This is a genomic window from Nocardioides jensenii JCM 1364 = NBRC 14755, from assembly GCF_001552535.1.
GTDB classification, from domain to species: Bacteria; Actinomycetota; Actinomycetes; order Propionibacteriales; family Nocardioidaceae; genus Nocardioides; species Nocardioides jensenii.
Genome location: NZ_BCRJ01000049.1, coordinates 21717 through 42090, shown reverse-complemented (window position 1 = coordinate 42090; position 20374 = coordinate 21717). Strand labels below are relative to the sequence as shown.

Genomic DNA, 20374 nt, shown 5'->3' with positions numbered 1-20374 from the left:
GGGGCTCGGTGCGGCCCTCGGGCCGCACGCCGCGCTTGTCGGCGAAGAACTCGCGGATCCGGTCCATGTCCGCGCTGACGTCGCCGGTCATGTGGAAGGTCGGGCCGAAGCCCAGGGTGCGGGTGGGGCCGTCGATGAAGCCGAACGAGCACGGCAGCCCGGTCTGTTGGGCCAGACGGTAGAAGCCCGACTTCCAGAACTCGCCCTTCTCGCGGGTGCCCTCGGCGGCCAGCACGATCACGAACGACTCGTCACGGGCGGCATGCGCGGCGAGGTCGGCGACGACCGACGTCGCATTGTCGCGGTCGATCGAGATGCCACCGGTCGCCCTCAGGATCCAGCCCAGCGGGCCCTTGAACAGCTCGCGCTTGATCAGCACCCGCGGCGACACGTCGCCGGACCAGAGCAGCAACAGCATCGCCACCCAGTCCCAGTTGGAGGTGTGCGGTGCGCCGACGAAGATGCCGCTGCGAGGCACCTCGCCGACGATGCGCCAACGGGTCAGCTTCAACAAGGCCTTGGCGAATCGGCTGCGGATCATGGCGTCACCCTAGATCGTCCTCGTCTCCAGGAGTGTGCGGGCGGGTGGAGGGAACCGAAGCAGCGACCGGTCCGTCGTAGTGCCATGCGAACCATGACCTCACTCCTGGCTGCGGCTCTGCTGCTGACCGCGACGAGCGGATGCGACGACAACGTGAGCGCCGGCGCCGGCACCGATCTCGACCCGAAGACCGTGGTGGTCACCGTCGACTGGGTCCCGGCGTCGATCCCTGACAACCCGGTGCAGAGCAAGACCCTGGAGCTCTCGGCCGATGGCGTGGTGACCACACAGGGCAGTGGTGCTCCGGACACAGTGCCGATGGATGCGACGAAGTGGGAGGAGTTCGTGGCGGACCTTCCCGAGGAGCTCGAGGACATCAGCGACGGGTCCGACTGCGTCGGTGCCGGCGGCACCATCCTGGAGGTTGACGGGGCCGGAGAGCTCGACACCAGAATCGTCGCGATGATCTGCGGTGGCGCGTCGGAGGCCGGAGACCAGATCGACGCCCTGGTCTCCGACTTCGCCTGAGCCCGAGGCCCTGATCCTGAGCATGAGCCCGAGGCCCTGATACTGCGCCTCGCTGGGCCAAAGCCCGGCGCGACGCCGGTGGGTCGTGGCAGGCTGCTGAGCATGGTCCGCCTCGTCCCGGAGAGCCCCGTGTTCACCACCACGTCCGAGCAACAGGTGTGGGAGAGGTTGCGCGACACGCTCGACCCCGACGACGTACTGGTCGCCAACCTGCGCATCACCGACGAGCGCAAGGACCACGAGATCGACCTGCTGGTGCTGATGCCCGATGTCGGTGCCCTCGTGCTCGAGGTCAAGGGCAGCAGCGTGTGGCGCGAGGGCGACACCTGGTGGATCACCCGCCGCGGCCGCGCCACCGAGATCCTCCCGGTCGACCAGGCCCGTGAGGCGAAGTTCGCCCTGCGCACCTACGCCGAGCGTGACCCGCGGTGGGGCAGCCGGCAGCGCACCGCGTGGGCCCACGGCGTGGTCACGCCGTACTCCGACTTCCCGCCCGGCACCGAGACACCGGACCTGCCGCACTGGGCGCTGCACGGCAAGTCCGCGATGGCCACGCTGGCCGACCGCGTGCGCACCAACGCCGCCAAGATGCTGCACCACCAACGCCCACCGACCGCCGACGACATCGACGCGATCGTCGACATCCTCAACGGTCGACTGCCCACGTCGTACGACGTCAATGCCGACGCCGAGGACCGCGCGGCCACGGTCGACCGGTTGACCCAGGAACAGGCCTCGATCCTCAACGTGACCCGCCTGCTGCACCGGGTCGAGGTGCGCGGCGGCGCGGGTAGCGGCAAGACCGTGCTGGCGCTGCAGCAGGCCAAGCAGCTGACCCGCGGCAGGGGAGATCTCAAGGCGAAACGGGTGGCGGTGCTCTGCTACTCGCTGGGGCTGGCCGAGCACCTCAAGCGCGAGGTGGCCACCTGGCACCGCAAGGAGCGGCCGGCGTTCGTGGGCACCTTCCACGACTTCGGTCGGCAGTGGGGCGCGCCCGAGGGCGACCGCACCAACAGCGACTTCTGGGAGGTCGACCTGCCCCAGCTGATGGGCGACCTGGCCGAGGGGCTCGACGACAGGGAGAAGTTCGACGCGATCATCGTCGACGAGGCGCAGGACTTCGCCGACTCGTGGTGGCGCCCGGTGCTCACGGCGCTGCGCGACGAGGAGGTCGGCGGGCTCTACGTCTACTCCGACGAGAACCAGCGGATCTTCGCCCGGTTCGGTCGGCCGCCGGTGCAGCTCGTGCCGCTGGTGCTCGACCACAACCTGCGCAACACCAGGCAGATCCACGACTCGTTCGGGCCGCTGGCGCCCTCACGCATGTATGCCAGCGGTGGCGACGGGCCGGACGTCCGCTTCGTCGCGAGCAGTGCGGAGGACGCCGTCGCCACCGCCGACGACGTCGTCGACGAGATGATCGACGCCGGCTGGAAGCCGGCCAACATCATGCTGCTCACCACCGGCAAACGGCACCCGATCCAGGTCGAGCGCACCGACTTCCACGACCAGGACGGCTATTGGAGGTCGTTCTGGGACCCCGACGAGGTGTTCTACGGCCACGTCCTCGGGTGCAAGGGCCTCGAGCGGATGGCCGTGGTGCTCTGCGTCAACGAGCCCGAGGTGCGCGAGCGCGCCCGCGAACGGTTGTACGTCGGGATGTCCCGGGCCACCGACGCGTTGGTGGTCGTGGGAGATCCGAGGGTGATCCGTGAGATCGGCGGCGAGGCGGTGGCGCGTCGGCTCGGGATCTGATGAGCACCGTGCCGGGCTTGGTCCTGGCGAGGTGCGGCGAAGACTGTCGGATCGTCGCCGGGCGTCACCTCTGCGGTGCCGGGGCGTCCGTGAGCAAGGCGGCCTGGCACTGGACGCGTTCACGTCCGGCAGGTTTCGCGACGGGCGCAGAGCGCCCTTCTCAGCCAGCGGCCCGGTCGTTGCTCGGGTCGTCATCGGTGTTGGCGACGGCTTCCTCGTTGGTGGCGCCGGAGAGCACCTGCCCGCGGAACCGGCGGAAGCTGTAGATCAGCAGCCCGAACGCCAGGAGGCCGGAGGCGATCAGGGTGATGCCGGTGCCGAGGCCGCCGAAGAGCCACCACTTCTCGTCGACCGGCCACCACGAGGGCGCCGGCGGTGAGACGATCCAGTAGATGCCGAGCCCGACCAACCAGGTCGCGCCGAGAGCCGAGCCGATGATGCGTGGCCAGGTGCGCACCCCCTCGGCGGCGGCCTGCATGGCCCGGCGCTCGACCGGCTCGAGTCGACGCTCGGCCCATTCGTACTGCTGGGAGAGCACCACCAGGCCGCCGAACATCATCAGCAGTCCGGGGCCGGGCAGGATCAGCGCGGCGATGCCGGCCAGCACGAGGGTCCAGCCCACGAGCTCGAGCAGAATACGTTTGGTTGCCGCGGCTCCCCGGTTCACGAGGTGAAGCCTGTCAGACCGGACAAGCAGACCGGGCAGAGCATCCGGCGCGGCACCTGCCGCAGCGGTGCGGAGGGACGACGACACGTGTCTGCTGAGGACATGTCCGCTCTTCTGACCCGTGCGCGCCGTCGGCAAACCTGTCATCCGGCGGCCACCTCCCGGTCACTCCGATCGGCAAGCCTGCGGCCATGACTGAACTCGGCAGACATCTCGATCGACGTACGCTCCTCCACCTCGGCACCGGGGGAGCTGCCGTGCTTGGCGCTGCGGCCGGCCCGATGGTGTTCGGCGGCGCCGCATTCAGCTCGCGCGCCGGTGCCCCGAGCCTCATCCGTGACCGGATCACGCTCACCTCGGGCGTCCAGTCCGGTGACGTGACGACGCAGTCCGGTGTGGTGTGGGCCCGCGCGTCGCGACCCGGTCGCCTCGTGGCGCGGGTGCGCAGCGGACGGCGTACCCGCCTGGTCCGCGGCCCGTGGGCCACACCCGACACCGACCTCACCGCCAAGCTCGTCCTCGACGGGCTGGCACCGGGCCGCGACCACGACGTCGAGCTCGGCTTCCTGGACACCCACGGGCAGGTCGGTGAGCTGCAGACCGCCCGGTTCAGCACGGCTTCCGTGCAACCGGCCCGCACCAGCTTCGTGTGGACCGGCGACACCTGCGGTCAGGGGTGGGGGATCAACCCCGACCTGGGCGGCCTGCTCGGCTACCGCGCGATGCACGCGACCCGGCCGGACTGCTTCATCCACGCCGGCGACACGATCTACGCCGACGGCCCGCTCGAGGAGGAGGTCGTCGAGCCCGACGGCCAGGTCTGGCGCAACCTGGTGACCGAGGAGGTCAGCAAGGTCGCCGAGACGCTCACCGAGTTCCGCGGGCGGCACCGCTACAACCTGCTCGACGACAACGTGCGGGCGATGTACGCCGACGTGCCGGTGATCGCGCAGTGGGACGACCACGAGACCACCAACAACTGGTGGCCCGGCGAGGTGCTCGAGGACCCGCGCTACACGCAGGAGCGCCGGGTCGACGTCCTGGCCGCACGCGCCCGGCGGGCCTGGCAGGAGAACATGCCCATCGCCGACGGTCGCGCGCACCGCCGGGGCAGCGGGTTCGGTGAGGCGCGGATCTATCGCAAGATCTCGCGGGGGCCGAACCTCGACGTGTTCTGCCTCGACATGCGCACGTTCAAGGGCGAGAACACTCCGGGCCTGGAGAAGGAGAAGACCCGGCTCCTCGGCGAGGAGCAGGTCGACTGGCTGGTCCGGGAGGTGCGTCGGTCGCGGGCCACCTGGAAGGTCATCTCAGCCGACCTGCCGCTCGGGATCGTCGTACCCGACGGCGAGGTGAACCAGGAGAGCCTGGCCAACCGTGACCCCGGGGCGCCGTTGGGCAAGGAGCTCGAGATCGCCGAGGTGCTCTCCGCCTTCAAACGGCACGGCGTCAAGAACATCGTGTGGATCACCGCCGACGTGCACTACTGCGCGGCCCACCACTACGACCCGGCGCGGGCGGGCTTCACCGACTTCGATCCGTTCTGGGAGTTCGTCGCCGGGCCGATCGCGGCCGGCACGTTCGGCCCGAACGAGATGGACGCGACATTCGGCCCGGAGGTGGTCTTCTCCGCGCACGCGGACACGCCCAACGAGTCGCCGCGCAAGGGCCACCAGTTCTTCGGGCACGCCGAGATCGACAGTGACGGGCAGCTGACCGTGAGCCTGCGCGACCTCACCGGCGCGGTGCTGTGGAGCAAGGAGCTCGAGCCGGTCTGACGCCGGCCGCGGGCCTGCCACTGGCGCCAGCGCCGACGGCGGTCATCCCGACACGGCCACCGACTGGCGCGCGATCTCCCACTCCTCGTCGGTGGGTACGACGAGCACGGCCACGTCGGTACCGCCCTCGGTCGAGGGATCGGGCGAGATCGACCTGGCCTGGTCCGAGCGTTCCGCATTGCGCTGCTCGTCGACGCTGATGCCGAGCCGCTCGAGCCCGGACAGCGTCGCGGCCCGCACCGGTGCCGCGTTCTCGCCGACCCCACCGGTGAACACGATCGCGTCGACGGTGCCGAGCACGGCGTAGTAGGCGCCGACGTACTTGCGCAGCCGGTGGCAGTAGACGTCGAACGCCAACGCTGCCGCGGCATCGCCCTCGTCACGGAGCCGGAGCACCTCCCGGAAGTCGTTCTCACCGGCCAGGCCCTTGAGCCCGGACTCGCGGTTGAGGATGCGGTCGATCTCGTCGAGCGACCAGCCGAGCTCGCGGTGCAGGTGCGCGTGCAGGGCGGGGTCCACGTCACCGGATCGGGTGCCCATCACCAGTCCCTCGAGCGGGGTCATCCCCATCGACGTCTCGACGGACTCGCCACCGCGCACCGCGGTGACTGACGCGCCGTTGCCGAGGTGGGCCACGATCAGGTTCAGCTCGGTCAGCGGCCGCTCGAGCAGGTCGGCGGCGGCCTGGGCGACGAACGAGAACGACGTGCCGTGGAAGCCGTAGCGGCGGATGCCGTGCTCGCCGACCCAGTCGCGCGGGACTGCGTAGGTGTAGGCGTGCTCGGGCAGCGTCTGGTGGAACGCGGTGTCGAAGATCGCCACGTGGGGCAGGTCCGGGAACAGTGCCCGGGCGCTGGCGATGCCCTCGAGGTTGGCCGGGTTGTGCAACGGCGCCAACGGGACCAGGTCGCGCACCGCCGCCAGCACGTCGTCGTCGATCAGGACCGGTTGCGAGAACCGCTCGCCACCGTGCACCACGCGGTGCCCCACCGCCACCACGTCGTACGACGACAGCTGCGGACCGTGATCCGTGAAGGCGTCGCGCGCCAACTGGAACGCGGCCTCGTGATCGGCGACCGGGCCCTCGATGCGGGTCTCGCCCTCGGGGCCGTGGTGCACGAGCGTGCCCGTGGACTCGCCGATCCGCTCGACGAGTCCGTGCCCGGGCGTGGCGCCGGTGGCGGCGTCGACCAGGCTGTACTTCAAGGACGAGGAGCCGGCGTTGACGACCAGGACGTGGGGCGTGCTCACGACTGGTCGGCCTGGGACTGGTCGGCCTGGGACTGGTCGGCCCGGGACTGGGCTGCCTGGGACTGGGCCGCCTGCACGACCGTGATCGCCACCGTGTTCACGATGTCGCGCACCGTCGCCCCGCGGGAGAGATCGTTGACCGGCTTGCGCAGCCCCTGCAGCACCGGACCGATCGCGACCGCGTTGGCCGAGCGCTGCACCGCCTTGTAGGTGTTGTTGCCGGTGTTGAGGTCCGGGAAGATGAACACGGTCGCGTCGCCGGCGACCGGGGAGTCGGGCAGCTTGGTCTTCGCGACCGCGTCGTCGATCGCCGCGTCGTACTGGATCGGGCCCTCCACCAGGAGGTCGGGCGCCAGCTCGCGCACCCGCTCCGTGGCCGCGGTGACCTTCTCCACGTCGGTGCCCGACCCGGACGTGCCGGTGGAGTAGGAGAGCATCGCGATCAACGGATCGACACCGAACGCCGTCGCGGTGGCGGCCGAGGAGATCGCGATGTCGGCCAGCTGGTCGGATGTCGGGTCGGGGTTGACCGCACAGTCGCCGTAGACCAGCACCTGGTTGGCCAGGCACATGAAGAACACCGAGCTCACCACCGAGACACCGGGCACCGTCTTCACGACCTCGAGCGCCGGGCGGATGGTGTGCGCCGTGGTGTGCACCGCCCCCGAGACCATCCCGTCGGCCAGGCCCAGCTCGACCATCATGGTGCCGAAGTAGGACACGTCCACGACCTGCTCGCGGGCCTCGTCGAGGTCGATGCCCTTGTGCTTGCGGCGTTCGAAGTACTCCTGCGCGAACTGCTCGCGCAACTTCTCGTCGTACGGCGAGAGCAGGTGCGCCTTGCTCACGTCGACACCGAGCTGGGCGGCCTTCGCGGTGATCGCCAGCGGATCGCCCACCAGGGTCAGCTCGGCGACGCCGCGGCGCAGCAGGATGTCGGCTGCCTTGAGGATGCGGTCCTCCTCGCCCTCGGGCAGGACGATGTGCTTGCCGGCCAGCACCGCGTCGTCGATCAGCTGGTGCTCGAACATCAGCGGGGTGACCGCGTCGGTGCGGGCCACCTCGAGCCGGTCGATGAGCCCCGGCCCGTCGACGTGCTCACCGAAGAGCCGCAGCGCGGTGGCGATCTTGCGCGGGGAGTCCTTGGTGAGCCGGCCGCGGCGGCTGGTCAGCGCGGTCGCGGTGGCGTGGGTGCCGAGGTCGGTGGCGACGATCGGGGTGGTCACGCCGAGGCCGTCGATGAGCCGGGTGATCTCCTCGGGCAGCGGGATGCCGCCGTTGAGGAAGACCGCGGAGATCTGCGGGAAGCTGGCCGAGGTGTGGGCAGCGAGCACGCCGAGCACGGTCTCGCCGCGGTCGCCCGGCGTGATCACCGCGGCGCCCTCGAAGAGCCGGTTCAGCACGTTGGGCAGGGTCATCGCGGCGACCACGAGACCCGAGACCTCGCGGGCCAGCAGCTCCTCGGAGCCGCTGACCAGGCGGCCCTCGCAGGCCGCCATCATCTCCGCGACGCTGGGCGCGTTCAGGAGCGGCTCCTCCGGGATGCCGTACGCCGGCACGCCGGCCAGCTCGGTGATCTCACCGAGCACCCTCTCGTCGGAGACACGGTTGACCACGATCGAGAACAACGTGGCGTGGTTGGCCTTCAGGTCGCTGCGCAGCACCTCGACGATCGTGGTCAGGTCGGCCCGGGTGCGACCGAACCCGTTGGCCACCAACAGCACAGGTGAGCCGAGGTTGGCCGCGATGCGTGCGTTGTAGGAGAACTCGGTCGGGGTGGCGATGTCGGTGTAGTCGCTGCCGATCACCACCACCGCATCACACCGGTCGGCAACCTGGTGGAAGCGCTCGACGATGCGGTCCATCGCCGCGTCGGGGTCGGCATGCACCTCGTCGTAGGTCACCCCCGCGCACTCGTCGTACGTCAGGTCGACGGCCTCGTGGGAGGTGAGCAGGTCGAGCACGTAGTCGCGACCGTCCTCACTCTCAGCGCTGGCCTCGGCCTCCGCGCGGATGATCGGGCGGAAGACACCGACCCGCTCCACGGCCCGGGAGAGCTGCTCGAGAACGCCGAGGGCCACGGTCGACTTGCCGGTGAAACCTTCGGCCGAGGCGACGTACACACTGCTGGTCATGGCGCAAGGCTATGTCGACGCCCGGAGCGCCCGTTCGTCCCGTTCGTCGTACCGCTGGTCGAGCTGTGGGAATCGGGGTGTTACGCCCGAGCCTCAATCGGAGTAGTTTCCGTCACATGACATCAGGCTCGGAGAACGGGACGACGCCTGTCGTCGTACCCGCCAACAAGTTCATGCTCGCAGCAGCGGGGGTACTGCTGTTGATCCCTGTCGTCGCCCTGATGTGGGTCGGCAGCTACGCGAAGGTCGATCCCCGGCTCTGGGGCATCCCGTTCTTCTTCTGGTACCAGTTCGTCTGGGTCTTCCTCTGCTCCGCGATGACCTACTCCGCGCACCGGCTCGTGCTCGCGGCGCGGCACCAGAGTGGGAAGGTGCAGAAGTGAGCGCCCCGACGACGGCGGCGGCGGACCCGATGATCAGTGTGATGGCCGCCGACACCGGCGTGAACGGTGTCGCCCTCGCGGTGCTGATCATCCTGTTCCTCGTGGTGACCGTGCTCGGCTTCAGCGCCGCCCGGTTCCGCAGGGGTGACAACCTGGACTCCCTCGACGAGTGGGGCCTGGGCGGTCGCCGGTTCGGCACCTGGGTCACCTGGTTCCTGCTCGGCGGCGACCTCTACACGGCGTACACGTTCGTGGCGGTGCCGGCGGCGATGTTCGCGACCGGCTCGGTGGCCGGGTTCTTCGCGGTGCCCTACACGATCGTGCTCTACCCGATCATCTTCGTCTTCATGGCCAGGCTCTGGTCGGTCAGCCACCGCCACGGCTACGTGACCAGCGCCGACTTCGTGCGCGGACGCTACGGCTCACGTGAGCTGTCGCTGGCGATCGCGGTGACCGGCTTCCTGGCCACCATGCCCTACATCGCGCTCCAGCTGGTCGGCATCCAGGCCGTGCTCGAGGTGGCCGGCGTCGGCGGCGGCGACAACTGGCTGGCCGCCGACCTGCCGCTGCTGGTCGCGTTCGTGATCCTGGCCGCCTACACCTACACCTCCGGGCTGCGGGCACCGGCGATGATCGCGTTCGTCAAGGACGCGCTGATCTATCTCGTGATCATCGTGGCGATCATCTACCTGCCCACGAAGTTCGGCGGCTGGGAGCACATCTTCGGTGCCGCCGAGGACAAGATGGCCGCCACCAGTGAGACCACCGGCAAGCCGACCGGCTCGTTCGTGCCCGGTGACGGTCAGATGTGGGCCTACGCGACGCTCGGCCTCGGGTCCGCACTGGCGCTGTTCATGTACCCGCACTCGATCACCGCGTCGCTCTCGTCGAGCAGTCGCAACACGATCCGTCGCAACGCGGCCATCCTGCCGGCGTACAGCTTCGTGCTCGGGCTGCTCGCGCTGCTCGGCTGGGTGGCGATCGCGGCCGGCACCAAGCCGGTCGGTCTCGACGGTGAGCCGAACGCCCAGCTGGTGATCCCGCAGCTGTTCGAGGACGCGTTCCCGGCCTGGTTCGCCGGTGTGGCGTTCGCGGCGATCGCGATCGGGGCGCTGGTGCCGGCGGCGATCATGTCGATCGCGGCGGCCAACACGTTCACCCGCAACATCTACAAGGAGTGGATCAACCCGCACGCGACCGACAAGCAGGAGGCCAAGGTCTCCAAGCTGATGTCGTTGCTGGTCAAGGCGTTCGCGCTGATCTTCGTCTTCACGATGGACAAGCAGAACGCGATCAACTTCCAGCTCCTGGGCGGCATCTGGATCCTGCAGACCTTCCCCGCGGTGGTGTTCAGCCTCTACACCCGGTGGTTCCACAAGTGGGCGTTGCTGGCCGGCTGGGCGGTGGGCATGGTCTACGGCACCGTCCAGGCCTACCAGGTGGTCAACCCGGCCACCGGCAAGCACTTCGGCGGATCCCTCGACGTGATGCCGGTGATCGGCGACCTGGGCTACATCGCGCTGACCGCGTTCGTGATCAACATCCTGGTCACCGTCGTGCTCACGCTGCTGCTGCGGGCCGGCAAGGTCGACAACGGCACCGACGAGACCACGGCCTACGACTACCACGCCGACGCCGACGACCCGCGGGTGCGCAAGGACCTGACGGAGAACCCGAAGACGCTGGGTGCCGAAGAGGTCTGAGGCCCGAATCCGGATGACGAATGGTGGGGAGCCGCCTAGGCTCCCCACCATGTCTGGAGACGAGTGGTTCCCCCACAAGCGTGAGGACGGCGAGACGGTGGGCTACGTCGTCGCCGCGGGTGAGCTGTGGCAGGCCCTGGACATCCTGGGTCGGCCGGTCGCCGGCCCGGGGGAGTGGGTCGAGGCCGAAGACGCCCTCGAGGCACGCGGGCTGGCGATGCTCGTGGAACCGCACACCCTGGTGGACGGCGGCCACCAGCGGCGGGTGCGCATCGTCGAGGTGACTCGCGAGTGGGTGACCGTGGTCGACGACGAGCTCGGCGCGGCCCAGGCGATCGGTGGCGACCACGAGACGTTTACGCTTCCGGTACCCGTCGGTGACCGCCTGGTCTGACGCTGTCGTACGCGTCACCCGTGACGAACCGGCGCCTCCTGCGTTGGTCCGGGAGTCCCCACAACAGACCACGAGAGGGCGGACATGGTTCTCGGCCGAGGCCGAATCGGCGCAGCGTTGGCGTGCGTGCTGACCCTGGGTGCACTGGGTCTCGGTGGCTGCGCGGAGGACCCGCCGCAGACCGGCGCACCGATCGACTCCCGGGTCGACGTACCCAAGCCCGGCGGACCGCCGCCCATCCCGAAGAACATGAGCATGACCGAGTCGGGTGCGAAGTACTTCGTCGGCTACTGGATCGACGCCTACAACTACGGCCTGCGGACGGGGAAGACGAAGATCGTCCGCGGCCTGAGCACGCCGGACTGCGTGGCCTGCGCGACGCTGGCCGACGCCATGGAGGCCGCACACGAGGGCAAGGCGAAGGTCACTTCGCTGGGCATCGAGAGTGTGCCGATGGAGGTGCGACTGAACAAGCGCGAGAAGACCGCGCAGGTGAAGTTCTTCGTGATCCGCTACCCGGTGAAGATCAAGCGGGGCAAGGGACAGGTCGAGGAGATCAAGCCGGGAGTGGCGCCGATCAGGTTCACCCTCGTGCGGCACGCGCGCACCTGGCGCGTGCAGTCGCTGAAGCTCGTGCCGGTCAAGGACAAGCGCGACGACCCGAAGGACAAGCGCGAGCAGCAGCGCTGACTCACACCAGGTGGTGCTCGAAGGCGTACGCCGCCGCGGCGGTGCGTGAAGCCACGGCCACCTTGGTGAAGATGTTGCTGAGGTGCCGGGCCACCGTCTTCTCGCTGAGCACGAGCTCGGCAGCGATCTGTGCGTTGCTGCGACCTGCGGCGACCAGGCGCAGCACCTCGACCTCCCGGCCGGTGAGGCCGTCCGGCAGGGCGGCGGGCTCGAGCAGTCGTGCCGTCGACACCGCGGCGTCACGAGCACCGAGCTCGACGAACGTACGCCGAGCGTGGGTGAGCGCGCGGGTGGCGCTCTCGACGTCGCCGAGCTGACGCAGGGCGAGGCCGACCTGCACGTCGACCCGCGCCACCTCGTAGGGACAGTTGATCGCGCCCCACAGGGCGGCGGCCTTGCGCAGGTAGGGCAACGCGCCCGACGCGTCTCCGGCCGCCCGCTCGACCCGGCCGAGGCAGTGGGCCGCCATCGCCTGCAGGCCCTCGCACCCGAAGTCGGCGGCGACCTGCTCGAGCTCGACGGCGAGCGCGCGTGCTTCCTCCGGGTCGGTGCCCAGCAGGATCTCGACGGCGGCCGCGAGCAGCCGTGACCGGTGCACCGGGTCCGGCGTCTCGGCGAGCAGCCTGCGGATCGCCGCGGAGGCAGCTTCGTCCCGGCCGCGGGCCGACCACAGCAACGCCAACCCGGGCTGGGGTTCGAAGCCGCGGTCGGCGGCCCGGTCATAGCTGGCCTCCGCGGCGTCGAGGTCGCCCATGATGCGCAGCACGTCACCGCGCTCGGCCAGCGCCAGTCCGGCGGCTTCGGGGGTGTCCGCCGCCAGGTAGCGCTCGACCGCGGCGTCGTACTCCTCGATCGCGCGGGCGAAGTCGCCGTGCAGTCGCATGATCTGGCCTCGGTGGACGGCGCACTGGCCGGTGAACGTGACGAGCCCCGGCTGCGCCGCACACCAGCGGGTGAGGGCGGCGGTCCAGGCCGACGCCCGGCCGAGGTCCGAGATCTCCTGGCAGCCCTCGACCATCACGCAGTAGACGTTGCCCGCGAAGATCGGACCGACCTCCCCGGAGGCCACCCCGACCATCGCCTCGTCGAAGAGGGCCAGCCCCTCGGGAACCCGGCCGGAGTAGATCGACAGCCGGCCCAGCGAAGCCAGCCCGATCGCGGTGAGGTCCGGGTCACCGTGCCGGCGTCCCTGCTCGACCACCGACGCCGCCAACAGGGCGGCACCGGCCCAGTCGGCGCCGGCGATCCGTTGGTGCATCAGCAGGTAGGCGACGTAGCCGCGCTCGACGGCCTCACCGTCGACCTCCTCGACGAGGCGTTGCGCGCGGGCCGCCCACCCGGCGGCCACCTGGTGCTCCCCGCCGGTGTCGAAGGTCATGCACAGCCGGAACGCGGTGAGCACGGCCGCGCGCGTGTCGTCGGCGCCGACCTGCAGTCCGAACGCCCGTTGCAGCGCTTGTACGGCGACTCCGCGCCGGCCCAGCAGGAACGCTGCCGTGGCGAACTCGGCGAGGTCCTCCGGTGCCAACGCGTCGGGCGCGACCGTGGTCCAGGCCTCGAACGCGGCCGCCCAGTCACCGCGCTCGAAGGTCTCCCGAGCGCGCACCAGATCGTCGACCACGCCCATCGCGCGAACCTCCTGGTGCGAGCATACGGCGGGATCGGGGGCGGGCGCGCCGGTTCGCTCAGGCTGCACGGGCCGGGCGCGGTGCCCTCTGCGGCTGTGCGGCGCGGCGCACGATCTGGCGGGCCAGGAACTCGGCGTCGCGGCCCACCCCGGGAAGCACCATCGAGCTGAACGCGAACTGGAAGGCCAGGCCGCAGAAGAACAGGCCGGGCGCCTTCTCGACGACGCCGCGCATCTCGGTGGGCCAGCCGTCGTCGCCGAGGATCGGCAGGTGGATCCACTCGAGGGTCTGCCGGAAGCCGGTCGCCCAGACCACGTTCGCCACGTCCCTGACCTCGTCGCCGACGACGGGCAGCCCGCCGCGTACGCCGGTCACCCGGTCGGTGGCACGCTCGACCCCGCGGGCGGCCAGGTCGGACCGCTTGACCCGGATCATCGGGCCGCCGTGGAACCTGACCTCGGGCATCACCTTGCGCCCGATCGGCGTACGCCGGGTGAGCACGTGGCGCCACGCGAAGACGATCAGCGGGAACATCATCCGGCCGACGGGCTTCTCGATGCGGATCGGGATCTGGCCGCAGTCCCTCCCGGCCAGCAGGGTGGGGTGGGTCTGCGCGACCTCGTAGGCGATGTCGGTGCCGGAGTGCGACGCGCCCACGACCAGCACCGGGCCGTCGCGCAGCTGGCCCGGGCGGCGGTACTCACTCGAGTGCAGCTGCAGGATCCCCGGGTCGAGCTGGTCGGCGAAGTCGGGAAGTCGCGGCGTACGGCCGAAGGTGCCGGTGGCGACGACGACGTTGTCGCAGGTGAACGTGGCACGTTGCGTGGTGACCGTGTAGCCCCCGCCGGGGTGTGGGTCGAGGCCCGTGACCCGGGTGTCGAAGCGGATCGGCAGGGAGAACTTCGCGGCGTAGGCCTCGAGGTAGTCGGCCACCGCGTCCTTGCCCGGGAACGACCACGGCCTGGCCGGGAAGGGCATTCCAGGCAGGCCGTCGTACTTCGCGGGGGAGTAGAGCCGCAGGGTGTCCCACTGCCGGCGCCACTGGTCCCCGACCCGGCTCGCGGCGTCGAGGATCACGAACTTCCGGCCGGCGGTTTGCAGGTGGTGGCCGGTGGCGAGTCCGGCCTGCCCGGCGCCGATGACGACGGTTTCGATGTGCGTGGTGTGCATGGCTCCTCCAAGTGGTTCGGGAGCTCCACGCTAGGAACGCGAGACCTGCTTGCGCGTCGGGCGGATGACCCATCCGCGCAGCTGCCCGATGGGTGCATCCACCCATCGGGCAGCCGGGTCAGGCCAGTGGGTCGACCTCGTCGTAGCCGCCGACCTTGCCGGCCAGCGACCGCAGGTGGTGGTTGCCGTCGCCGAACATGTGGTCCAGCGCGGTCAGGCGGCTGGTGTAGCTGCCCACGGCGTACTCCGCGGTCATGCCGATGCCGCCGTGCAGCTGGATCGCCTCCTGCCCGATGTGACGTCCGGCCCGGCTGACCTGCAGTGAGGCACGCGCGGACGCCTCGGCGACCTCCTCCGGGGTGCCCTCGGCCAGCACCATCGTCGCCCACGCCACGATGCTGCGGGTCAGCTCGAGCGAGACGTACATGTCGGCGGCGCGGAAGTTCAGCGACTGGAAGGTGTTCAGCGTGACACCGAACTGCTTGCGACTCTTGAGGTAGGCCGTGGTGCTCTCCAGGGCCACCTCCATCGCCCCGATCGCCTCGTTGCCGGCCATGATCCGGGTGCCGTCGAGGACCAGGTCGATGACGGCGCTCTGGTCGCCCGCACCCAGGGCCGTTGCGGGGGTGGCGTCGAAGGTGACGCGCGCGGCCCGGCCCCCGTCATGCGTCGGGTAGCCGGAGCGGGTGGCCGTGGATCCGTCCACCAGGAACAGTCCGGTCCCGCCGTCGGGAAGTGCCGCGCTGACCACGAGCCGATCGGCGCGGGCGCCGTGCAGCACGGGTTCCTTGACGCCGAACAGCACCCAGCCGTCGGAGGCGTGGGTGGCGAGGACGGCCTCGCCGGGCTCGTCGTGGGCGAAGGCGAGCACCATCTCGCCGGCCGACAGTGCGCCGAGCACCTCGGCCCGCTGCTCGTCGGAGCCGGCCATCGCGACCAGTCCGCCGGCCAGCACCACCGAGGTCAGGAACGGCTCGGGCGCCAGCACCCGGCCCAGCTCCTGGGCCACGATCGAGGTCTCGATCGGCCCGGCACCGGTGCCGCCGTCCTCCTCGTCGAACGGGAGCCCGAGCACGCCCATCTCGGCGAGCCGCTTCCACATGGTGTCGTCGAACCCGGGGTCCTCGGCCACGGTGCGGCGGCGGTTCTCGAAGTCACCGTAGGTCGATCCGACCAGGCCGCGGACGGCCTCACGCAGGGCCCGCTGTTCGTCGTCGTAGGTGAAGTCCATGTCAGCTCCTCACAGTCCCAGGATCGTGCGCGAGATGATCTGCCGCTGGATCTCGTTGGATCCGCCGTAGATCGACGCCTTGCGCAGGTTGAGGTAGGCCGGGGTGGCCCGGCGGGTCCAGAAGTCGAGGTCGGTGGCGTCGTCGGGGGCGCCGGAGGCCAGGGAGGCCGGGCCGGCCAGGTCGACGACGAGCTCACTGACCGCCTGCTGCAGCTCGGTGCCCTTCAGCTTCAGCACCGACGACGCCGGGTGCGGCTTGCCGTCGGCCGAGTTGGCCGCCACCCGCAGGGCGGTCAGCTCGAGCGCGAGCAGCTCGTTCTCCAGCTCGACGATGCGGCTGGCCACCAGCGGGTCGGACAGCTGGTCACCAGCCCACTCCTTGGCGTTGGCCAGCACTCGCTTGGTGGCGCCCACCGGGGCCACGCCGACGCGCTCGTTGCCGAGCAGGAACTTGGCGTAGTCCCAGCCGTGGTTGAGCTCCCCGACCAGATTCTCGGCCGGGACGCGTACGTCGGTGAACCACACCTCGTTGACCTCGTGGCCACCGTCGATCAGCTCGATCGGGCGCACCTCGAGACCGGGCGTGGTCATGTCGATCAACAGGAACGAGATGCCGGCCTGCTTCTTGGCATCGGGATCGGTGCGCACCAGGCAGAAGATCCAGTCGCCGTGCTGGCCCAGCGTGGTCCACGTCTTCTGACCGTTCACGATGAAGTCGTCACCGTCGCGCACGGCCGTCGTACGCAGGGAGGCCAGGTCGGAGCCGGCGTCCGGCTCGGAGAAGCCCTGCGACCACCAGATGTCGAGGTTGGCCGTCTTGGGGAGGAACTTCTCCTTCTGCTCCTGGGAGCCGAAGGCGGCGATCACCGGGCCCACCATCGACGCGTTGAACGCGAGCGGCACCGGCACGCAGGCACGCTGCAGCTCCTCGTGCCAGATGTGGCGCTGCAGGTCGCTCCACCCACGCCCACCCCACTCCTGCGGCCAGTGCGGGACGGCGTACCCGCCGGCGTTCAGGATCTGCTGGGACTGGACGAACTGTTCCTTGGTGAGCTCGCGGCGCGCAGCCACGGCGTCGCGGATCTCCTGGGGGATCTTGGTGGTGAAGTAGGTGCGCAGCTCCTGACGGAACGCGGCATCCTCCTCGGACAACTTCAGCTGCATCGGTCACCTCTCGCGTGTGCGTCCCTGACGGGCTCCATCATGTCCGTTGGGTCAAGGCAGCGCGAGGGATTGGGTGACGTCGAGGCGGGGAAGGAAGCGGATGTGAACCTCGACGACCTCGACCTCCGCAACGTCCCTGACGCCGTCGTGCGCGACGCCGGGTCGGGCTGGGACGACGACGCCCGCGCGTGGGTGGTGACGATGGACGGCCAGTCCGGACTGCTGGTCGCGACCGACGGCGGAGCTGTGTGGCGCTTCGCGAGCAGCACCTGGACCATGCCGTGGGCAGCGCTCGACGACGCCGTGTGCCTGGGTGAGTGCGACCTGATGGTGCTGCGCTCCGGCGGTGAGGCCTACCGCTTCGGGTTCGCCGGGCAGGACGAGCGCGCGGGCTTCCTCGTCGTACGCCGGGAGCGGTCGGTCGCACCCCGCGGACTGCCGCTGCCCGAGCGCGGTGGGGCCGGGTCGACACTGACCTTCCTCTTGGTCGCCGGCATCTTCCTCGCACTGGTCGCCGGCCTGGCACTCACCTCGGCGGACTCCGCATGGATCGCGCTGGTGCTCGCGGTGCCCGCGCAGGTGTGCCTGGGGGTCGCGGTCGTCGGTTGGGGCGTCATGCTCGGGACACGCGCAGCCCACGAGCACTGAGGCTGGCAGGCGAAACGGACCGTAGGACAGGCAAGTCGGGCACGCCGAGGGTTGTCCCACGCTCAGCAGTGGAGGCCAGCGGCGCACTTACCTGTTCCACGGTCCGGCGCCTCCCACGTGGGAGGGCGCGGAGCGTGCGGCATGCTGTGGGGGTGACCGTGCTGATCGACCCGCCGAACGTGCCGTGGCGCGGACGCATGTGGTCGCACCTGGCCTCCGACACCTCCTACGACGAGCTCCACGCGTTCGCCAGGGCCCTCGGTGTTCCGGAGCGTGGCTTCGACCGCGACCACTACGACGTACCCGCCGAGCACTACGACGACGCCGTCGCCGCGGGCGCCGTACCCGTGCGCAGCCGGGAGATCGCCACCCGGTTGCGGGCCGCCGGGCTGCGTCGTCCGAAGGCGTCCGCCGACCGCGACTAACCCATCGAGCGGCGGTGCAGCGCGCGCATCTGCTCCTCGAGCTCAGGGGCCGGACCTTGTACGGCGACCCCGGGCACGATGTCGCCGACCGGCAACGGCGTCACCGGCGAGTCAGGGGCACCCCAGCCCGACCGCCACGCGGCCAGCTGGGCCGTCGACACGGCGTAGACGATGCGGCCCAGGCCGACCCAGCCGTGGGCGGCCGCGCACATCGGGCAGTGCTCGCCGGAGGTGTAGACGGTTGAACCGGCGCGGTCCTCGGGGCTCAGGTTCTCCGCGGCCCAGCGGGCCAGCTCGAACTCCGGGTGCCGGGTCTGGTCACCCCCGGAGGTGCGGTTGATGTCCTCCTGGAGGACCTCTTCGTCAGGGCCGACCAGCACCGAACCGAACGGCTCCTCGCCGGCGTCGAGGGCCTGCCCGGCCAGCTCCACGCAGCGGCGCAGGTGGACCAGGTCGGCGGCGCTCAGCTCGGCGGTCATGAGGCGGTGAACCGGATCGGGAATCGCAACGGGCCGGTGTTGCCCGAGACCGGCATCCACTCGCCGGGGCCGTCGGGCACGGCGTCGGGCATGCGAGCGGCCAGCAACGGCAGCGCGACGGCCATGTCGGTGCGCGCCACGAAGTGCCCCAGACAGTGGTGCACACCAGCCCCGAAGCCGAGGTGCGGCGTACGCAGCTGGGTGATGTCGAAGGCAGGGTCGGGCACCGCGCGCGGGTCGGTGCCCAAGGCGTGGGAGAGCATCTGGACGATGCCGCCCTTCGGGATGTGCAGGCCACCGAAGTCGACGTCCTCGATCGCTTCGCGGGTCACCCAGGTGACGGTCGGGTTGACCCGCATCACCTCCTCCACGGCCTGGTTGCCGAGCTCGGGGCGCTCGCCGAGGAGCCGCCACTGGCCCGGGTGGGCGAGCAGGGTCTGCAGGGCCAGGCCGAGCTGGTTGCGAGTGGTCTCCATGCCGGCGAAGGCGAGGAAGACCAGGGACACACTCAGCTCGTGGCGGCTCAGCCTGCCATCGGTCTCCTGGGCCTGCAGCAACGTCGTGACCAGGTCGTCGCGCGGTGTGGCCTGCCGGTCGGCGACCACCGCGTCGAGGTGGTCACGCAGCCCGTCGAGGGCGGCCTCGATGCGAGGCACCTGGTTGGCCACGTCGATGCCGAAGCTGGCGCCGAGGTCGTCGGCCCAGTGCGCGACCCGGGCCCAGTCCTCCTCCGGGAGGCCGAGCAGCGCGCAGATGATGCGAGCGCTGTACGGCTCGGCGAACTCACTGACGAACTCGACCTCGCCACGCGCCGCGAAGCCGTCGATCAGCTCGTTGGCCAGTGCCTGGAAGCGCGGGCGCATCGCGGCGATGGTCTTGTTGCGGAACGCCGGCATCAGCAGGCGTCGCAGCCGCGAGTGGTCCTCGCCCTCGAGGCTGAGCAGGGTCTCCTTCCACCAGTCGGAGAACAGGCCCGAGTGGATGCCGTTCTGCGCCGGCCACTTCGCGTTGCCCTGCTGGAACCGGCGGTCCTTGAGCAGGGCGCCGGCCTCCTCATGACGCAGCACCGCCCAGCCCAGATTCGTCTCGACGAACCAGTCCTGCTCGCGGGCGGCGTGCACCTCGGGGGCGGTGGTGTCGAAGGCCGGGTCGCTCAGGTCGAAGCTCACGAGGCCAGCCTAGGACCCAGGGTCAGGACTCGAGCGAGGCGATCTCGCTGGCCAGGTTCGCCCGGGCCGCGGGCTCCCAGTGGGTGCGGGCGTACGCCGTGTGGAACAGGTGCGGCTTGGCGGCCAGGTCGCGGAGTACGGCGGCCCGGCCCCGGCGGAAGTCGGCCTCGGGCACGGCGTCGTACTCCTGTCGTACGCCGGCCACGTAGTCGGCGTAGCGCGCGGGCGGTGCGGCCAGGATGGCCAGGTCGGCGTCGCAGAGCAGCTCGCCGTTGACGTCGCCGGGCTCGGGACGATGGCGCTCGGTGAGCCGGACCAGCCGGGCCACCTCGGCGACGTCGACGAGCGACCCGGGCAGCTGCAGCCCGGCCAGGTCCAGCCCGGCCAGCTCCTGCTCGGCGAGCGCGGCGGAGCGCGCCTCGTTGTCGCCGGCGTCGTCGTAGACCGCGTCGTGGAACCACGCGGCCAGCACCACCTCGAGGTTGTCGGCGGCGCCCAGGTCGTCGAGGCGGTCGAGCACCTCACCCAGGTGCACGAGGTCGTGGTAGCCGCGGTCGGTGGACCAGGCGGCGACCAGACGCTCGCGCAGGTCGGTGTGCTGGGGCAGCGGCCAGTTCAGTTCCGTGGTCACGGAT

At 70.5% G+C, this 20374-nt stretch carries 20 protein-coding genes; 9 read left to right on the top strand and 11 right to left on the bottom strand.

Features of this window, described 5'->3' with window-relative positions:
• Positions 1 to 541 (bottom strand): 1-acyl-sn-glycerol-3-phosphate acyltransferase (locus tag NJ4_RS11710; RefSeq protein ID WP_067434830.1); only part of this gene is annotated, 541 nt, incomplete at its 3' end.
• Positions 542 to 634: 93 nt separating this feature from the next.
• Here NJ4_RS11710 and NJ4_RS11705 point away from each other — a divergent pair.
• Complete coding sequence (locus NJ4_RS11705) at positions 635 to 1069, top strand: hypothetical protein (protein ID WP_157551093.1); 435 nt, start codon at positions 635 to 637, stop codon at positions 1067 to 1069.
• Between the two features lie 102 nt (positions 1070 to 1171).
• Entirely contained in the window at positions 1172 to 2824 is a 1653-nt protein-coding gene (locus NJ4_RS11700) for a nuclease-related domain-containing DEAD/DEAH box helicase (RefSeq protein WP_067434824.1), read from the top strand.
• A 160-nt stretch (positions 2825 to 2984) separates the two neighbouring features.
• On the opposite strand, the gene NJ4_RS11695 is transcribed toward NJ4_RS11700, so the two are convergent.
• Positions 2985 to 3491, bottom strand: a complete 507-nt coding sequence (locus NJ4_RS11695; protein WP_067434821.1) for a PGPGW domain-containing protein — start codon at positions 3489 to 3491, stop codon at positions 2985 to 2987.
• A gap of 191 nt (positions 3492 to 3682) precedes the next feature.
• On the opposite strand from NJ4_RS11695, the gene NJ4_RS11690 reads away from it, so the two are divergent.
• Positions 3683 to 5269 (top strand): alkaline phosphatase D family protein, encoded by a 1587-nt coding sequence (locus NJ4_RS11690; protein ID WP_067434818.1) that lies wholly within the window; start codon positions 3683 to 3685, stop codon positions 5267 to 5269.
• Positions 5270 to 5311: 42 nt separating this feature from the next.
• Here NJ4_RS11690 and NJ4_RS11685 read toward each other — a convergent pair whose 3' ends face one another.
• Complete coding sequence (locus NJ4_RS11685) at positions 5312 to 6520, bottom strand: acetate/propionate family kinase (RefSeq protein WP_067434815.1); 1209 nt, start codon at positions 6518 to 6520, stop codon at positions 5312 to 5314.
• Positions 6517 to 8655: a phosphate acetyltransferase gene (pta, locus tag NJ4_RS11680; RefSeq protein WP_067434812.1), complete on the bottom strand. Its 2139-nt coding sequence runs from the start codon at positions 8653 to 8655 to the stop codon at positions 6517 to 6519. The genes NJ4_RS11685 and pta overlap by 4 nt, the downstream gene beginning before the upstream one ends.
• A 116-nt stretch (positions 8656 to 8771) precedes the next feature.
• Here pta and NJ4_RS11675 point away from each other — a divergent pair, with 116 nt between their 5' ends.
• From NJ4_RS11675 to NJ4_RS11660, 4 genes are all read left to right on the top strand, one after another.
• Entirely contained in the window at positions 8772 to 9038 is a 267-nt protein-coding gene (locus NJ4_RS11675; protein ID WP_067434809.1) for a DUF3311 domain-containing protein, read from the top strand.
• Entirely contained in the window at positions 9035 to 10741 is a 1707-nt protein-coding gene (gene mctP, locus NJ4_RS11670) for a monocarboxylate uptake permease MctP (protein WP_281178304.1), read from the top strand. The genes NJ4_RS11675 and mctP overlap by 4 nt, the downstream gene beginning before the upstream one ends.
• 49 nt (positions 10742 to 10790) lie before the next feature.
• On the top strand, positions 10791 to 11135 hold the full coding sequence (locus tag NJ4_RS11665; protein WP_067434806.1) for a hypothetical protein: 345 nt from the start codon (positions 10791 to 10793) through the stop codon (positions 11133 to 11135).
• Between the two features lie 84 nt (positions 11136 to 11219).
• A complete protein-coding gene (locus NJ4_RS11660; RefSeq protein WP_067434803.1) occupies positions 11220 to 11825 on the top strand; it encodes a DUF6318 family protein in 606 nt (201 codons plus the stop codon).
• A 1-nt stretch (position 11826) separates the two neighbouring features.
• Here NJ4_RS11660 and NJ4_RS11655 read toward each other — a convergent pair whose 3' ends face one another.
• The 4 genes from NJ4_RS11655 to NJ4_RS11640 all read right to left on the bottom strand — a co-directional run bounded on the left by NJ4_RS11655 (position 11827) and on the right by NJ4_RS11640 (position 17018).
• Complete coding sequence (locus tag NJ4_RS11655; protein ID WP_067434800.1) at positions 11827 to 13452, bottom strand: LuxR family transcriptional regulator; 1626 nt, start codon at positions 13450 to 13452, stop codon at positions 11827 to 11829.
• A gap of 58 nt (positions 13453 to 13510) precedes the next feature.
• Positions 13511 to 14623, bottom strand: coding sequence for a flavin-containing monooxygenase (locus tag NJ4_RS11650; RefSeq protein ID WP_067434797.1), 1113 nt, complete (start codon positions 14621 to 14623; stop codon positions 13511 to 13513).
• A gap of 118 nt (positions 14624 to 14741) precedes the next feature.
• Entirely contained in the window at positions 14742 to 15854 is a 1113-nt protein-coding gene (locus NJ4_RS11645) for an acyl-CoA dehydrogenase family protein (RefSeq protein WP_067434794.1), read from the bottom strand.
• Between the two features lie 9 nt (positions 15855 to 15863).
• Positions 15864 to 17018 carry an acyl-CoA dehydrogenase family protein gene (locus tag NJ4_RS11640; RefSeq protein ID WP_067434791.1) on the bottom strand — a complete coding sequence of 385 codons (1155 nt, stop codon included), beginning with the start codon at positions 17016 to 17018 and terminating at the stop codon, positions 15864 to 15866.
• Between the two features lie 102 nt (positions 17019 to 17120).
• On the opposite strand from NJ4_RS11640, the gene NJ4_RS11635 reads away from it, so the two are divergent.
• Positions 17121 to 17666, top strand: a complete 546-nt coding sequence (locus NJ4_RS11635; RefSeq protein ID WP_067434789.1) for a hypothetical protein — start codon at positions 17121 to 17123, stop codon at positions 17664 to 17666.
• Between the two features lie 152 nt (positions 17667 to 17818).
• The gene (locus NJ4_RS26675) at positions 17819 to 18091 is read left to right on the top strand and encodes a DUF4031 domain-containing protein (protein WP_067434786.1); all 273 of its coding nucleotides are present in this window, start codon (positions 17819 to 17821) and stop codon (positions 18089 to 18091) included.
• Here NJ4_RS26675 and NJ4_RS11625 read toward each other — a convergent pair.
• From NJ4_RS11625 to NJ4_RS11615, 3 genes are read right to left on the bottom strand one after another with little or no spacing between them, the layout of a single operon-like run.
• Positions 18088 to 18570, bottom strand: coding sequence for a nucleoside deaminase (locus tag NJ4_RS11625; RefSeq protein WP_067434784.1), 483 nt, complete (start codon positions 18568 to 18570; stop codon positions 18088 to 18090). The two genes, NJ4_RS26675 and NJ4_RS11625, sit on opposite strands and share 4 nt — an antisense overlap.
• Entirely contained in the window at positions 18567 to 19739 is a 1173-nt protein-coding gene (locus NJ4_RS11620; RefSeq protein WP_067434781.1) for a cytochrome P450, read from the bottom strand. The genes NJ4_RS11625 and NJ4_RS11620 overlap by 4 nt, the downstream gene beginning before the upstream one ends.
• A gap of 22 nt (positions 19740 to 19761) precedes the next feature.
• The gene (locus NJ4_RS11615; RefSeq protein WP_245644541.1) at positions 19762 to 20370 is read right to left on the bottom strand and encodes an HD domain-containing protein; all 609 of its coding nucleotides are present in this window, start codon (positions 20368 to 20370) and stop codon (positions 19762 to 19764) included.
• Positions 20371 to 20374: the final 4 nt, after the last annotated feature.

What these genes read in the sequence shown, in the direction of transcription:
- NJ4_RS11660 (WP_067434803.1), top strand. Translation starts at nt 11,220, where the DNA reads ATGGTTCTCGGCCGAGGCCGAATCGGCGCAGCGTTGGCGTGCGTGCTG.
- NJ4_RS11700 (WP_067434824.1), top strand. Translation starts at nt 1,172, where the DNA reads ATGGTCCGCCTCGTCCCGGAGAGCCCCGTGTTCACCACCACGTCCGAG.
- NJ4_RS11645 (WP_067434794.1), bottom strand. Translation starts at nt 15,854, where the DNA reads ATGGACTTCACCTACGACGACGAACAGCGGGCCCTGCGTGAGGCCGTC.
- NJ4_RS11690 (WP_067434818.1), top strand. Translation starts at nt 3,683, where the DNA reads ATGACTGAACTCGGCAGACATCTCGATCGACGTACGCTCCTCCACCTC.
- NJ4_RS11655 (WP_067434800.1), bottom strand. Translation starts at nt 13,452, where the DNA reads ATGGGCGTGGTCGACGATCTGGTGCGCGCTCGGGAGACCTTCGAGCGC.
- pta (WP_067434812.1), bottom strand. Translation starts at nt 8,655, where the DNA reads ATGACCAGCAGTGTGTACGTCGCCTCGGCCGAAGGTTTCACCGGCAAG.
- NJ4_RS11650 (WP_067434797.1), bottom strand. Translation starts at nt 14,623, where the DNA reads ATGCACACCACGCACATCGAAACCGTCGTCATCGGCGCCGGGCAGGCC.
- NJ4_RS11625 (WP_067434784.1), bottom strand. Translation starts at nt 18,570, where the DNA reads ATGACCGCCGAGCTGAGCGCCGCCGACCTGGTCCACCTGCGCCGCTGC.
- NJ4_RS11705 (WP_157551093.1), top strand. Translation starts at nt 635, where the DNA reads ATGACCTCACTCCTGGCTGCGGCTCTGCTGCTGACCGCGACGAGCGGA.
- NJ4_RS11675 (WP_067434809.1), top strand. Translation starts at nt 8,772, where the DNA reads ATGACATCAGGCTCGGAGAACGGGACGACGCCTGTCGTCGTACCCGCC.
- NJ4_RS11665 (WP_067434806.1), top strand. Translation starts at nt 10,791, where the DNA reads ATGTCTGGAGACGAGTGGTTCCCCCACAAGCGTGAGGACGGCGAGACG.
- NJ4_RS11640 (WP_067434791.1), bottom strand. Translation starts at nt 17,018, where the DNA reads ATGCAGCTGAAGTTGTCCGAGGAGGATGCCGCGTTCCGTCAGGAGCTG.